The following is a 12,725-nucleotide window of genomic DNA, read 5'->3' as shown; positions in this document are numbered from 1 at the left end:
GGACGTCGCCGACGGCCGGCTGCTCAGCGGGTGGAGGAGATGTAGTCGACGAGTTGGTGCTGCTCGGTCTCGAGCTCGTCGATCCGGCTCTTCACGATGTCCCCGATGGTGACGATGCCGGCCAACGCACCGTTCGCGACCACCGGTAGGTGCCGGAACCGGCCGTCGGTCATCACCTTGGCCAGCTCGCGGATCTCATCGGTCGGCCCGCAGGTCCGGACCGGGGTGGTCATGATGTCGGCCACCCGCTGTTCCAGCAGCGCGGCGCCGTGGGCGTGCAGTGCCCGCGCCACGTCCCGCTCGCTGACGATGCCGGCCACATCGGTGCCGTCGGTGGTCACCACCAAGGCGCCGATCTTGTGCTCGGCGAGGGCCGCCACCAGCTCGGCGACGGTTGCGGTCGGCGCGATGGTGGCCACCGTCGACCCCTTGTTGTCCAGAACGCTCTTGACGCGCATGGCACCTCCAGCATCGTTGCTGCTCAGGCCGTCCATCCAGACTAGATGGTTGGTCGCCGGTCCGCTCGCTGCGCCGAGGCCGGTACCTGAGTATTCAGGTACCGGCCCCGGATTGTTGCCGCTCAACGCCGACGGCGGCGTCAGCCCATGTGGACGGTTGCCTTGTCGCCGTCCGCAGCCAGCTCCTCGTGCTTGACGTTCAGCAACAGCACGGTGACGATGCCGCCGAACAGGATCATCCCGGCCGCCACCCAGAAGCCCTGGGTGGAGGCGAAGGTCTGGATCTGCGCGCCGTACTGGGCCGTGAACGCCTTCATCGCCTCGGCCTGGGCGGCCGGGCCGGTCGGCAACGGAAGACCCTGGGCCTGCATCTGGGCCATGACGCCGGCCAGCAGGTCCTGGGTCTTGCTGGCCGCGGCGTTCGCGAAGACCGTTGACAGCGCGGCGATACCGACGGCGCCGCCGATCTGCTGGGCGGTGTTCAGTGCCGATGCGGCGGCGCCGGAGTCTGCCGGATCGATCCGCGCGGTCGAGGTGAGCGTCAGCGGGATGAACAGCAGACCCATGCCGAGCGACATCACGATGATCCACGGCAGCAGCCCGGTGGCGTAGCCGCTGTCAGCGTGCAGATGGGTGAAGCCCCACAGCCCGGTGGCGGCCAGCAGCCCGCCCGCTCCCGCGATCCAGCGCGGATCCACCCGTGCGATCAGGTTGGAGGCGATACCGGCCGACACCACGAGCCCGCCGCTGAACGGCAGGAACGCGATGCCCGCCTTGATCGGCGCGTAGCCCATCACCTGCTGCACGTACAGCCCGAGGAAGAAGAACAGCGCGAACATCCCGGCGCCGACGAGCAGCATGGTGAACAGGCTGACGCCTCGGTTCCGATCGGCCAGGATGCGCAGTGGCAGCAGCGGATGCCGGACCCTGGCCTCGATCAGGACGAAAGCGATCAGGACCAGGATGCCGCCGATCAGTGGAACCAGCGTCCAGATGTTCCCCCAGCCGGCGAGCGCACCGGTCGCGTCCCGCTGTGCCGCGTGCGACAACCCGTAGACGATGCCGAACAGTCCGAGGGTGCCGGTGACGGCGCCGGGCAGGTCGAGGCTGCTGTCGCTGCCCTCGGATTCCTTCAGCACCCGCGGGGCGGCGAACGCGATGAACAACCCGATCGGCACGTTGATGAAGAACGTCCACCGCCAGTCGACCTCGGTGAGCGCGCCACCGAGAATGAGCCCGACGGCGGCTCCGACACCGGACATGACGGCGTAGACCGCCATCGCCCGGTTCCGTTCCTTGCCGGCGGCGAAGGTGGTGTTGATCAGCGCCAGTGCCGCCGGTGCTGCCATCGCCGCGCCGGCGCCCTGGAGAATCCGGGCGAGCAGCATGACGCCGGGGTTCGGCGCCACTCCGCCCAACAGTGATGCTGCCCAGAACAGCGTCACGCCGATGACGAACATGCGTCGACGCCCGAGCAGGTCCCCGAGCCGGCCGCCGAGCAGCAGCAGGCTGCCGAAAGCCAGCCCGTAGGCGGTGACCACCCATTGCCGGCCGTTGTCCGAGAAGCCCAGGTCCGTCTGGATGTGCGGCAGGGCGATGGTCACGATCGTGCCGTCCAGCACGATCATCAGTTGAGCGGTGGCGATCACGATCAGTGCCAGGCCGAGGCCGCGCTTCTTGACCTGGTCGGGCTGCGATGTACCGGCGGCGTGAGTGCCGCCGAGATCTGGTGGTGCGGACGTCGTCATGGCGGTCCTTCCTCAGTTTCTTGGTGTCGTGGGTGTGACGGGTAGCGCCGATCCGATGTGACCGGATCCGGCGGGAAGTGATCGAAGGGTCAGGTGGTGCGGGCAGACGCCATCGCGGGCGCACCGTGATGCGTGGCCCGAGAGCGAAGAGCGCAGGAGTGGGAGCGAAAGGGGTTGGGGCGCAACCTGAACAGGTTGCTACGGGTGACGCCGTCCGGGATCCGGACGACCGCTCAGAGGACGTCGTCGTCGGTGAGTAATTGAGTCAGGAAGCGGGTCGAATCAGGTAGAACTCGTCGGACCCGCCGTCATGGTGGCCCGACAGGCCGGCAGCAGGACCGTTTCGATGGCGGCCCTGGCCGCCGTGGTGTCCGGACCGCTGCCGGTCACCATCGCGTGGTAGACGGCTAGGGCCGGAAGGATCTGGCCCAATTGCTCGAGGTCGGCGTCCTTGCCGATCTCACCGCGGCACTGCGCGCGCCGCAGTACCTCGACCAGCAAGCCCTGTCGGGGTTGCATGAAGTGCAGGTTGAACGCAGCGGTCAGGTCCGCCTCGCGGTGCAGGGCCGGAACGATTGCGCGGACGATGCCGGGCAACAGCTGGGTCCATTCGGGGTCGGCACAGATCAACTGCTCCAGGTCGCCTTCCAGCGTCCCGGTGTCCAACAGGTCCGGCCGGCCGGCCGGACAGACGGCGATCTGGTCGAGTGCGCTGATCACCAGGTCGACCTTGGTGGGCCAACGCCGGTACAGCGTCGCCTTGCTGGCCTTGACCTCGGCGGCCACCATGTCGAAGGTGAGCTTGTCGTAGCCGACCTCGACGAGCAGCCGGACAACACCTTCGAAGATCGCGCCCTCGCGATCTCCGTCGATCCGCGGCCTGGCCGCGGGCACGGACACCGGCTCGACCCGATCGCTGCCGACGACGGTGTCGGTCATGGCGCCTCCTCGATGTCGTAGCTGATCGAAGTCGTGATGACTCGACCACCGGAGCGACAGCTTCATAGAACGAAACTGTTTCGTACCGTCTCAATGTAGTCCGTCGGCGCCGCCGGGCGGCAACGGATTATCGAGTGAGCCGGGTCACACTTCAACGCCGATGGGACAACTGGGCCAGGGCCGCAGCGGCGGGACTCGGCCTGGCCCCCCGGCGGCTGACCATCCGTAGCTGCCGGCGCAGGTCGAGTCCATCGGTGCGGATCTGCACCAGCGATCCTCTGGTGAGCTCGGCGGCGACGGCCAGCCGGCTGATCACGGTGGCCCCGGCCCCGGCGGCGACAGCGATCTTGACCGCGGCATTGCTGTCGAGCTCGAGCACGTCGGCGAGCTCCAGGGTGCCGACCGCCCGCTCCAGCACCTCCCTGGTCCCGGAACCCTGTTCCCGCACCACCAGCGCGGTACCGAGCAGGTCGGCCGCGGTGACCGGGGTCCGCCGCCGGGTGAACGGGTGCCCGGGCGCGGCCACCAGCAACAGCTCGTCGTCCCGCACCGTCGATGTCGTCAAACCCTTGGGCACGCCAGGGGATTCGATGTACCCGAGATCGCAGTCGCCGGCGACGACGGCCGCGACCACGCCGGTGGAGTTCATCACCTCGAGCCGGACCCTGGCGCCGGACTCGACGGTCCTGAGCTCGGCCAACCACAGCGGCATCAGGTACTCGGCGACGGTCTGGCTGGCCGCCACCCGCACCGTCTCGCTGCCGGCCGTGCGCAGTGCGGCGGCGCCGGCCAGCAGGGCATCGGTGGCCCGCAACACCTCCCTGGCCCACTCGGTCACCAGCCGGCCGTGGTCGGTGAGTTCGGAACCGGTGGTTCTGCGGCGCAGCAGTCGCAGCCCGAGACGCCTTTCCAGCACGGCGATCCGCTTGCTCGCCGACGGTTGGCTGATCCCGTCCCGACGAGCGGCCCCGCCGATCGAGCCGGTATCGGCGACCAGCGCGAGCAACCGGATGGCGTCAAGGTCGGGGAGCGGCGCGCTGCGGTCCGGCATAGCCGAAGTCTATGACCCCTCTCGCGGATCGGTGACTACCGCGGCGGCCGCGATTGCGCCAGGCTGGTCGGCATGCACGCCACCGATACTTCGACCGCCGGCCGGCGTGGCGCGCTGCGCCGGGCCGTGCCGCTGCTCCCCGGGCTGTTGGTCGCGGCGGCCGGCGCGGCCCTGGCCTACCTGGTGCACCTGGCGGTCCCCGGCCTCAACCCCGGCAGCGCCGCCGTCGCGCTGGGCGTGCTCGCGGTGAACCTCGGCCTGATCCGCCCGGTGCTGCAACCGGGTCTCAAGATCGCCTCCCGCACGCTGCTGCGGACGGCGGTGGTGCTGCTGGGGCTGCAACTGTCCTTCCGGCAGCTCGGTGAGCTCGGCTCGGCCGGCCTGATCGTCGTGGTGGTGACCGTCGGCGTCACCTTCGTCACCACCAGATGGCTGGGCCGGCTGCTCGGGCTGGACCGGCCGCTGAGCCTGCTCATCGCTACCGGCTTCTCCATCTGCGGCGCCTCGGCGATCGCGGCGATGGAGCCGTTCGCCAAGGGCCGCAAGCACGATACGGCGGTCGCCGTCGCCCTGGTCACCCTGTGCGGCAGCCTGGCGATCGTCATTCTGCCGCTGCTGCAACACCCGCTGGGCCTGGACGACCCCGTTGCCTTCGGCTCCTGGGTGGGGGCCTCCGTGCACGACGTCGGTCAGACGGTGGCCACCGCCAACCAGGTGCCGGGCGCCCTGCAGAGTGCGGTGATCGTCAAGCTGACCAGGGTGATCATGTTGGCGCCGTTGGTGTTCGCCGTCGCTGTGTCGGTCCGCCGGGTCGCCGCCCGACTGTCGTCGGGGACAGCGCAGTCATCCCCGGTCGAGCCGGGCCGTCGACCGCCGCTGATGCCGCTGTTCGTGCTCGGCTTCCTGCTGGCGATCATCGCCAACTCGGTCTTCAGTATTCCGGCCGGTGCCCTGCAGGCGGCCAAGACGGCGCAGGAGATCCTGCTCGCCGTAGCGCTTTTCGGGCTGGGGACCGGCGTCTCCTGGCAAGTGCTGCGCAAGGCAGGCGGCAAACCCCTACTGCTGGGCCTGATCTCGTGGGTGATCATCGCCGCGGTGGCATACGCGGGCGTCCGGCTGACCCACTGACATCCCGCCGGTCAGCCGCCGACCAGTGCCCGGACCCGCTCGCCGACGGCGAACATCTCGCCCAGCACCGCATCGCGCTCGTCGGCGCCGCCCGACTCGGTGAACTCGGCCAGAACCCCATAGGCCACAGCCAGTTTCGGCCCGGTCACCAGGCCGACGTCGCAACGGATCCCGGTTTCGGTGCCGGTCTTGTGGGACAGTGTCAGCCCGCGGTCCGGTTCGACGTGCGCCAACGGGTCGAGGCCGAGTGCGCCGGCCGTCATCGAGGTGTCGGTGTCCAGCGTCAGCCACTGCAGGACCTGCCGGGAGACCACCCTGGACCGCACCTCGCCGCGGTGCAGCCTGGCCAGCAGATCGGCCAGTTCGGCCGCGGTGCCGGTGGACAAGGTCGGCGGATCGGACGGCCGGCGGACCGCCCTGACCCGGTCGTGCAGGGCGGTGTGCTTCAGTCCGAGGGTGCGGGCCCGTTCCATCACTGCAGGGATGCCGACGTGCCGCAGCAACAAATTGGTGGCCAGGTTGTCGCTGACCGCGCCGACCAGCACCGCGAGATCGGCGGCCGGCAGCGCCTGCACCTGCAGGTGCTGCAACAGCCCGGAGTCGTTCATCTCGTCGGCCGGCGCCCGCTGCAGCGTCTGCTGCGCGGGCATCCGGCCGTCGGCCATCCGGATGGCAACCTCGATCAACAACAGGATCTTGCCGATGGACGCGGTGCGGTGCACCCGCTCGCCACCGTCGAACTCGAGCACCGCGCCGGAATCGGCATCGAGGAGACACACGCTGATCTGGGCCACCCGCAGAGTCTAGGTGGGCAGGGGCGGCCGACTCAGGACGCGGCGCCGTCGGCAGGTGCGTCGGGCACATCGGAGGCGCCGGGGTGGTCCAGATCGGTGGTGCCAGGGTCGTTGCCGGTCGGGCCACCGTGCTGGGCGTTGTCCCGGTAGGAACGCCACAACCGCCGCGCGACGACGCACAACAGCAGCCAGCCGGCGCCGGTCAGCCAGCCACCGAGCACGTCGGTCGCCCAGTGCACCCCGAGGTAGAGCCGGCTGATGCCGATCGCCGCGATCAGCGTCAGCGCCGCCGCGACGACGCCGATTCTGGCGGCCACGGGGCGAGTGCCGGCCACCAGTAGCACGGTGAGCGTTCCGAGGATCGCCGTCGAGGCCAGTGCATGTCCGGAAGGGAAGGAGGCGTTGGTCTCCGTCACCAGCCGGAAGTCGGCCGGTGGGCGCTGTCGCCCTACCGCTCGTTTACCGATGACGACGATCAGTCCCGCGCCGGCCGCCACCACGGCGGTGAGTACGGCGTCACCGCGTCGCCGGCGCCACCACAACAGCGCCGCGGTCAGGCCGGCCAGCACGCCCATCACCAGGGTGCTGCCCACCGTGGTGACCACCTTCGCGACGGCGGTCGCAGCGGGGGAGCGGTGGTCGATGAACCACTGCCAGGTCGGCCGGTCGAAGACGGTCAGCCCGTCACCCTCGGCCGCGGCGTCGGCCAGGATCGCCGCCAGGCCGCCGAGTACTGCGAGCGCGAGCGCAGCGAGGGCGAAGGTGCCGGCCGGGGCGATCCGGCGAACCCCGGTCGCATGCAGCGCGGCGAGTCCGGCGAGCGTCCCGAGCAGCAGCGCGGCGATCGCGTAGGGCAGCCAGGCCTGCCAGTAGTGGCTGAACATGCCGGTCGGCAGCGCCGCCCGGAGGTTCACGGCGCCGACCTGGCCAGCAGCGTGCGGATCCGCCTGCGCATCCGTTTGGCTCCAGCAGACAGAATCCGCTCGTCGGTCAGATCCATCAGCTGCCCGAAGGTGACGCCGTTGATGTTCCTGGCACCGGGATCGGCTCCGGCGCCGAGCATCGCCAGGATCGCGTCGTACCGGTTCACCAGCGCGGCCCAGTGCAGCGCGGTGTCACCGCTGCGGTCGGTCGCGGTCAGGTCGACCCCGCGGTCGATCAACAGCTCGAGGGTGTCGGCGCGCCCGGCCAGCAACGCCGAATGCACCGCGGTGACGCCGGTGACGGTGTTGCGCACGGACGCGTCGACGCCGGCATCCAGCAGCAGTTCCAACAGGTCCGTCGATTCCAGCATCGCCGCCCAGTGCAGCGCGGTGTTGCCCTCGCTGTCGCCCGCACGCCAGTCGGCGCCGTCGGCCAGCAGGGCCGCCAACCGGTGCGGGTGCTGGTGCAGCACGGCGTCGATCAGCGCTGTGCGCTCCCACCCGGCGTCGGCCATCCGGTCATTGTGCCGCCGGTGCAGCGGTGCCGACGGCGGCCCCGCAGATCAGCGCGCCTCGGCCCGCCGGCGGATCGCGATGGACCGGGCAAGTGCGGCGGCGGCGACCACTCCGGCCGCAGCCGCGGCGGCGAGCACCCATGCCGTCGTGGACATGGCCGTCGTCGATATCGCCCGGGTCCAACCGACGGCACCCGGTTCGTCGTGGGCCAGGAACACCCCGCCGATCGCCGCGACGCCGACCACACCGGCCAGTTGCAGGGCAGACATCAGCAGCCCACTCGCGTCACCCACCTGTGCCGGCGGGACGAATCGCACCGAGTGGGTCACCAGGGTCCCGATGCCGAGCCCGAGACCGGCACCGATCGACGAAAGGGCTACCCAGAGGGCGGGTCCGGTCTGCGAGCCGTTCCGCAGGCCGACGACCAGCCCCAGATAGCCAACGGTGCACAGCGCCAGCGCGACCGCCGGCAACAGGTGCTGCACCGATGCCGGCAGCCGCGCCCAGGAGAATCCCACCGCACCGAACACCACCGCCATCGGCGCCAGCGTCATTCCGGTCCGCAGCGCCGTGTCACCCAGGCCCGCCTGCAGATGCAACGAGAAGGTGAACAGGAAGCCGGCGAAGGCCGCCATCAGCAGTGCCAGCGTCGTGATGCCGAGCGCGAGCCCCGGCCGTCGCAGTACCGCGACGTCGATCAGCGGGTCGCCGCCGCGAGCCCGGATCCGTTGCTCCATCCCGACCAGCACGACCAGCAGCCCGACGCCGGCCGCCATCGCAGCGAATGTCCAGGCAGGCCAGCCGTATTCGCGACCGAGCACCAGCGGAGCAACGACGAGGGAGACGGCCGGCAACGAGACGGCCAGCCCGGAGACGTCGAGGCGGCGGGATCCGGCCGGCGCATCCGCTGGCAGCAGCCTGGGCAGCAACGCCAGGATCACCACGGCGATCGGGACATTGACCATGAAGATGGGGCGCCAGCTCGTGCCGAACAGGTCCGCGTTCACCAGCACACCACCGACGACCAGGCCCAGCACCATGCCGACGGACATGACCGCGCTGTAGGCGCTGAACGCCACCGCGCGGGCCTGGCCGGTGAACCGGAGCTGGATGATGCTCATCACCTGCGGCACCGTCATCGCGGCGGCGGCACCCTGGACGAGCCGCGCCGCGATCAGCACGCCGATGTTCGGCGCGAGTCCACAGACCAGCGAGCTGACGGCGAAAATCGCCACCCCGGCGAGGTAGACCCGCCGGCGACCGTGGATGTCGCCGAGCCGGGCGCCGGTGATCAGCAGCATCGAGTAGGCGATGGCGTACCCGCCGATGACGAGCTGCAGCGCGGCCCCGGACGCGCCGAGCTCGGCCCGGATGGTCGGAACGGCGACGTTCACGATCGTGGTGTCCAGCAACGCCATGAAGTGGCCGAGCAGCAGCACGACCAGCATCGGCCATGGCGTGCGGGTGCGGGTGGGTGGTGCAAGTTCGGCGACGGTCATCCTGGCTCCTCCGATGCGTGGCGCCCCGATCGAGCCCCATCGCAGGTACCTACCGGCCGACGCCGGAAACTCATCGCTCACCGGATCGCGTCAAGATCGCTGGTCGATGACCGATGAGTCTTCGCGGGATCGCGAGTAGGTATCAGTGACACCATCGACGGCACCATTGACGCGAACAGCGGCAAGAACCGAGGCACCGACATGACGACCGCCAGTTGGGGCGAGCCCACCGAGGGAGGCGGCGACTTCAGCCGCCGCCTGCAGCCGTACCGGCGCGAGCTGCTCGCCTACTGCTACCGGATGATGGGCGGGATCCATGACGCCGAGGACCTGCTCCAGGAGACGATGCTGCGGGCCTGGCGCGCCCTCGACGACTACGACCCGAGCCGGGCATCGATCCGGACCTGGCTCTACCGGATCGCGACGAACGCATGTCTGACGGCGCTCGAGCAGCGCGGCCGCCGGGCCATGCCGTCCGGACTCCGGCCGGCCAGTACGGAGCCCGCCGAGGCGCTCGACCGGCAGCCGGGTGTCTCGTGGCTGCAGCCGGCCCCGGACTCGCTGCTGCTGTCGGATGATCCGGCCGACACCGTCGTCACCCGGGAGAGCGTCCGGTTGGCCCTGGTGGCGACGTTGCAGCAGCTGCCGCCGCGGCAACGGGTGGTGTTCATCCTGCGCGACGTGCTGGTCTGGCGGGCGGCGGAGGTCGCCGAGCTGCTGGACAGCTCGGTGGCCGCCGTCAACAGCGCTCTGCAGCGGGCGCGGGCGCAGCTGGGAAGCGTCGAACCGGACACCACAGACGCCACAGACCCGCTGAGCCCGCAGCTGCAGGACCTGCTGGCGCGTTACGTGAAAGCCTTCGAGACGGCCGACATCGCCGAGCTCGTCAGCATCATGCGCGCGGACGTCGCGCTTGAGATGCCGCCGTACGCAACCTGGTTCGCCGGTCGCGACGCGGTTGCCGGCTTCTTCTCGGAGGTGGTGTTCGCCACCGGTGGGCGCCGGACCCTGCCGACGCTGGCCAACGGCCAGCCGGCGATCGCGTCGTACAAGCAGTTGCCCGACGGCCGCTTCGGTGCGCACTCGATCCACCTGCTCACGCCGACCTCGGGTGCGATACTGCGGTTGCGGGTCTTCATGGAGCCCGGCCTGTTCGCGACCTTCGACCTGCCCGAGTTGCTGCCCGCGGTCGGCTCCGGCTGATCGGTCCGCGAATTGGAGTTACCCCTGCTTCCCGCGTAGAGTGGCTCTTGGCGCGCGTGTCGGGCCGGTTTGTTGCTGGGAAAGTTCGGGGTCCCATTCCCGGGAAGTCCCAGTTACCGATCGGATCGACATCCTCGAACGCGCATCTTCCGGGAGAGCGGTTCGGTACGGCGTCGTCAGTCGCAGCGCCGGGCCGGTGCCCGGGCAACGATGTCGAGCTCACCGGCTCCTCCGCCGCCCCGTCCGGGGTTGGCAGAACGGGCCGGTCGGGCCGTGCCGTGCGTGACGGTGTGCTCCTGCGGGAACACGAGCCGGCCACGGGCGGTTGCAGCACTGGCACGAGGCAGCCGAGGACAACCAGGATTGCGGAGGATATGGGCAAGAAAGACGGGGCCATCGAGGTCGAAGGCCGGGTCGTGGAGCCGCTACCCAACGCCATGTTCCGCGTGGAGTTGGAGAACGGGCACCGCGTGCTCGCGCACATCAGCGGCAAGATGCGGCAGCACTACATCCGCATCCTGCCCGAGGACCGGGTGGTCGTGGAGCTCTCGCCGTACGACCTCTCCCGCGGTCGCATCGTTTACCGCTACAAGTAACCGGTAGCAATTCAACACAGTCACACGCAACAGAGGACACGACGATGAAGGTTCAGCCGAGCGTCAAGAAGATCTGTGACAAGTGCAAGGTGATCCGTCGCCACAGCCGCGTCATGGTGATCTGCGACAACCCGCGGCACAAGCAACGTCAGGGCTGATCAGGCCCCGACGTCGCCCGGGCAACCGGGCACCAGCAGTACCCAGCATCGCGTCACCAGCCGTCACCCGCGGGCAACCAGCGGCGAACGGACACCCTCGGACTACAGGCCGAGGCCCGGAAACATCCGGGACGGGACGCGACCGACACCTGTAGCGCCATTCCCGTCCGCGGGAAGAAATGGAGAGGTTGCCTGATGGCACGTCTCATGGGCGTCGATCTTCCCCGCGACAAGCGGATGGAGGTCGCACTCACCTACATCTACGGCATCGGGCACACCCGCTCGCTCGCCGTGCTGAAGGCCACCGGCATCAGCCCGGACCTTCGGTCCAAGGATCTCAGCGACGAGCAGGTTCTGGCTCTGCGCGATGCGATCGAGGCCAACGAGTTCAAGGTCGAAGGTGACCTGCGCCGCGAGGTGCAGGCCGACATTCGCCGCAAGATGGAGATCGGCTCGTACCAGGGCCTGCGGCACCGCCGCCACCTCCCCGTCCGCGGCCAGCGCACCAAGACCAATGCCAGGACTCGTAAGGGCCCGAAGAAGACCATCGCCGGCAAGAAGAAGGCCAGGTAATCGACTATGCCTCCCAAGACTCGCACCGGTCCCGGCGCGAAGAAGGTGCGCCGTAAGGAGAAGAAGAATGTCTCCCACGGCCACGCTCACATCAAGAGCACGTTCAACAACACCATCGTCTCGATCACCGATCCGACCGGTGCCGTGATCAGCTGGGCCTCCGCCGGCCACGTCGGCTTCAAGGGCTCCCGCAAGTCCACCCCGTACGCCGCCCAGATGGCCGCCGAGTCCGCCGCCCGCAAGGCGATGGAGCACGGCATGCGCAAGGTCGACGTCTTCGTCAAGGGCCCGGGCTCGGGCCGCGAGACCGCGATCCGTTCGCTGCAGGCCGCCGGCCTGGAGGTCGGCGCGATCTCCGACGTCACCCCCCAGGCCCACAACGGCACCCGTCCGCCCAAGCGGCGTCGGGTCTGACGGGGAGAAGGTAAAAGAAAATGGCTAGATATACAGGTCCCGTCACCAAGATCTCCCGCCGGCTCAAGACCGACCTCGTCGGCGGCGACCAGGCGTTCGAGCGTCGTCCGTTCCCCCCGGGGCAGCACGGCCGCGCTCGCACCAAGGAGAAGGAATACCTGACGCAGCTGCAGGAGAAGCAGAAGGCCCGCTTCACCTACGGCGTCATGGAGAAGCAGTTCTCCCGGTACTACAAGGAAGCTGCCCGCAGGGCCGGCAAGACCGGCGACTCGCTGATGCAGATTCTCGAGTCGCGGCTGGACAACGTGGTGTATCGCGCGGGCCTTGCCCGCACCCGGCGCGGCGCCCGTCAGCTCGTCACCCACGGCCACTTCGAGGTCAACGGTGTCCGGGTGGACGTTCCGTCGTACCGGGTCGAGCAGTTCGACATCGTCACGGTCCGCAAGCAGTCGCTGGCCAAGTTCCCGATCGAGGTGGCCCGCCAGACGTTCGGTGATCGGCCCACCCCGGCCTGGCTGCAGGTGGTCCCCGACACCCTGCAGGTGCTGATCCACCAGCTGCCGGTCCGCGGCCAGATCGACTCGCAGATCAACGAGCAGCTGATCGTCGAGTACTACTCCAAGTGATGAACTCCGTCCATCCCTTGGGGCCACACGCGATCCGACTTCGTCGTTTCGTCGTGGGCCACAAGTAGCGCAAGAGCCCGATCGGCAGGAGCGATTCCT

General features: G+C 69.4%; 15 protein-coding genes. 7 read left to right on the top strand and 8 right to left on the bottom strand.

Annotated features, from left to right (window positions below; all coding sequences use genetic code 11):
- Nucleotides 1–23: 23 nt before the first annotated feature.
- The 4 genes from K340_RS0106350 to K340_RS0106335 all read right to left on the bottom strand — a co-directional run bounded on the left by K340_RS0106350 (nt 24) and on the right by K340_RS0106335 (nt 4,196).
- Entirely contained in the window at nt 24–458 is a 435-nt protein-coding gene (locus tag K340_RS0106350; protein WP_029136099.1) for a CBS domain-containing protein, read from the bottom strand.
- A gap of 140 nt (nt 459–598) precedes the next feature.
- Complete coding sequence (locus K340_RS0106345) at nt 599–2,206, bottom strand: DHA2 family efflux MFS transporter permease subunit (RefSeq protein WP_029136098.1); 1,608 nt, start codon at nt 2,204–2,206, stop codon at nt 599–601.
- Nucleotides 2,207–2,488: 282 nt separating this feature from the next.
- Nucleotides 2,489–3,145: a TetR/AcrR family transcriptional regulator gene (locus tag K340_RS0106340; RefSeq protein WP_051265280.1), complete on the bottom strand. Its 657-nt coding sequence runs from the start codon at nt 3,143–3,145 to the stop codon at nt 2,489–2,491.
- A 151-nt stretch (nt 3,146–3,296) separates the two neighbouring features.
- Nucleotides 3,297–4,196 (bottom strand): LysR family transcriptional regulator, encoded by a 900-nt coding sequence (locus K340_RS0106335; RefSeq protein ID WP_029136096.1) that lies wholly within the window; start codon nt 4,194–4,196, stop codon nt 3,297–3,299.
- A 72-nt stretch (nt 4,197–4,268) separates the two neighbouring features.
- On the opposite strand from K340_RS0106335, the gene K340_RS0106330 reads away from it, so the two are divergent.
- Nucleotides 4,269–5,324: a YeiH family protein gene (locus tag K340_RS0106330; protein WP_051265278.1), complete on the top strand. Its 1,056-nt coding sequence runs from the start codon at nt 4,269–4,271 to the stop codon at nt 5,322–5,324.
- An 11-nt stretch (nt 5,325–5,335) separates the two neighbouring features.
- Here K340_RS0106330 and K340_RS27925 read toward each other — a convergent pair whose 3' ends face one another.
- Genes K340_RS27925 through K340_RS27910 form a run of 4 tightly spaced genes read right to left on the bottom strand, consistent with a single transcriptional unit; the run spans nt 5,336 to nt 9,056 of the window.
- On the bottom strand, nt 5,336–6,118 hold the full coding sequence (locus K340_RS27925; protein WP_051265276.1) for a serine hydrolase: 783 nt from the start codon (nt 6,116–6,118) through the stop codon (nt 5,336–5,338).
- Nucleotides 6,119–6,150: 32 nt separating this feature from the next.
- Nucleotides 6,151–7,032 carry a phosphatase PAP2 family protein gene (locus tag K340_RS33955; protein WP_051265274.1) on the bottom strand — a complete coding sequence of 294 codons (882 nt, stop codon included), beginning with the start codon at nt 7,030–7,032 and terminating at the stop codon, nt 6,151–6,153.
- Complete coding sequence (locus K340_RS27915; RefSeq protein WP_051265272.1) at nt 7,029–7,556, bottom strand: ankyrin repeat domain-containing protein; 528 nt, start codon at nt 7,554–7,556, stop codon at nt 7,029–7,031. The genes K340_RS33955 and K340_RS27915 overlap by 4 nt, the downstream gene beginning before the upstream one ends.
- 48 nt (nt 7,557–7,604) lie before the next feature.
- Nucleotides 7,605–9,056: an MFS transporter gene (locus tag K340_RS27910; RefSeq protein WP_154674108.1), complete on the bottom strand. Its 1,452-nt coding sequence runs from the start codon at nt 9,054–9,056 to the stop codon at nt 7,605–7,607.
- 201 nt (nt 9,057–9,257) lie between these two features.
- Between K340_RS27910 and K340_RS0106305 the strand changes: the two genes are divergently transcribed.
- The 6 genes from K340_RS0106305 (at nt 9,258) to rpsD (ending at nt 12,626) form a co-directional block, all read left to right on the top strand.
- Entirely contained in the window at nt 9,258–10,259 is a 1,002-nt protein-coding gene (locus K340_RS0106305) for a sigma-70 family RNA polymerase sigma factor (RefSeq protein ID WP_029136094.1), read from the top strand.
- A gap of 374 nt (nt 10,260–10,633) precedes the next feature.
- Nucleotides 10,634–10,855: a translation initiation factor IF-1 gene (gene infA / locus K340_RS0106300; RefSeq protein WP_029136093.1), complete on the top strand. Its 222-nt coding sequence runs from the start codon at nt 10,634–10,636 to the stop codon at nt 10,853–10,855.
- A 44-nt stretch (nt 10,856–10,899) separates the two neighbouring features.
- Nucleotides 10,900–11,013, top strand: coding sequence for a 50S ribosomal protein L36 (gene rpmJ, locus K340_RS0106295; RefSeq protein ID WP_029136092.1), 114 nt, complete (start codon nt 10,900–10,902; stop codon nt 11,011–11,013).
- 195 nt (nt 11,014–11,208) lie between these two features.
- On the top strand, nt 11,209–11,586 hold the full coding sequence (rpsM, locus tag K340_RS0106290) for a 30S ribosomal protein S13 (protein WP_029136091.1): 378 nt from the start codon (nt 11,209–11,211) through the stop codon (nt 11,584–11,586).
- 6 nt (nt 11,587–11,592) lie between these two features.
- Nucleotides 11,593–12,000, top strand: a complete 408-nt coding sequence (gene rpsK, locus K340_RS0106285) for a 30S ribosomal protein S11 (RefSeq protein ID WP_029136090.1) — start codon at nt 11,593–11,595, stop codon at nt 11,998–12,000.
- A gap of 20 nt (nt 12,001–12,020) precedes the next feature.
- Nucleotides 12,021–12,626 (top strand): 30S ribosomal protein S4, encoded by a 606-nt coding sequence (gene rpsD, locus K340_RS0106280; RefSeq protein ID WP_029136089.1) that lies wholly within the window; start codon nt 12,021–12,023, stop codon nt 12,624–12,626.
- The last annotated feature ends 99 nt before the right edge of the window (nt 12,627–12,725 follow it).

The sequence above is a fragment of the Nakamurella lactea DSM 19367 genome (genome assembly GCF_000426645.1).
GTDB classification, from domain to species: Bacteria; Actinomycetota; Actinomycetes; order Mycobacteriales; family Nakamurellaceae; genus Nakamurella; species Nakamurella lactea.
This window is presented reverse-complemented; position numbering and strand designations above follow the sequence as displayed.

Excerpts from the sequence above, each read along its gene's own strand:
- rpsM (WP_029136091.1), top strand. The coding sequence starts at position 11,209 with ATGGCACGTCTCATGGGCGTCGATCTTCCCCGCGACAAGCGGATGGAG.
- K340_RS0106305 (WP_029136094.1), top strand. The coding sequence starts at position 9,258 with ATGACGACCGCCAGTTGGGGCGAGCCCACCGAGGGAGGCGGCGACTTC.
- K340_RS0106345 (WP_029136098.1), bottom strand. The coding sequence starts at position 2,206 with ATGACGACGTCCGCACCACCAGATCTCGGCGGCACTCACGCCGCCGGT.
- K340_RS0106340 (WP_051265280.1), bottom strand. The coding sequence starts at position 3,145 with ATGACCGACACCGTCGTCGGCAGCGATCGGGTCGAGCCGGTGTCCGTG.
- K340_RS0106350 (WP_029136099.1), bottom strand. The coding sequence starts at position 458 with ATGCGCGTCAAGAGCGTTCTGGACAACAAGGGGTCGACGGTGGCCACC.
- rpsD (WP_029136089.1), top strand. The coding sequence starts at position 12,021 with ATGGCTAGATATACAGGTCCCGTCACCAAGATCTCCCGCCGGCTCAAG.
- rpmJ (WP_029136092.1), top strand. The coding sequence starts at position 10,900 with ATGAAGGTTCAGCCGAGCGTCAAGAAGATCTGTGACAAGTGCAAGGTG.
- K340_RS0106335 (WP_029136096.1), bottom strand. The coding sequence starts at position 4,196 with ATGCCGGACCGCAGCGCGCCGCTCCCCGACCTTGACGCCATCCGGTTG.
- K340_RS27915 (WP_051265272.1), bottom strand. The coding sequence starts at position 7,556 with ATGGCCGACGCCGGGTGGGAGCGCACAGCGCTGATCGACGCCGTGCTG.
- infA (WP_029136093.1), top strand. The coding sequence starts at position 10,634 with ATGGGCAAGAAAGACGGGGCCATCGAGGTCGAAGGCCGGGTCGTGGAG.
- K340_RS0106330 (WP_051265278.1), top strand. The coding sequence starts at position 4,269 with ATGCACGCCACCGATACTTCGACCGCCGGCCGGCGTGGCGCGCTGCGC.
- rpsK (WP_029136090.1), top strand. The coding sequence starts at position 11,593 with ATGCCTCCCAAGACTCGCACCGGTCCCGGCGCGAAGAAGGTGCGCCGT.
- K340_RS27910 (WP_154674108.1), bottom strand. The coding sequence starts at position 9,056 with ATGACCGTCGCCGAACTTGCACCACCCACCCGCACCCGCACGCCATGG.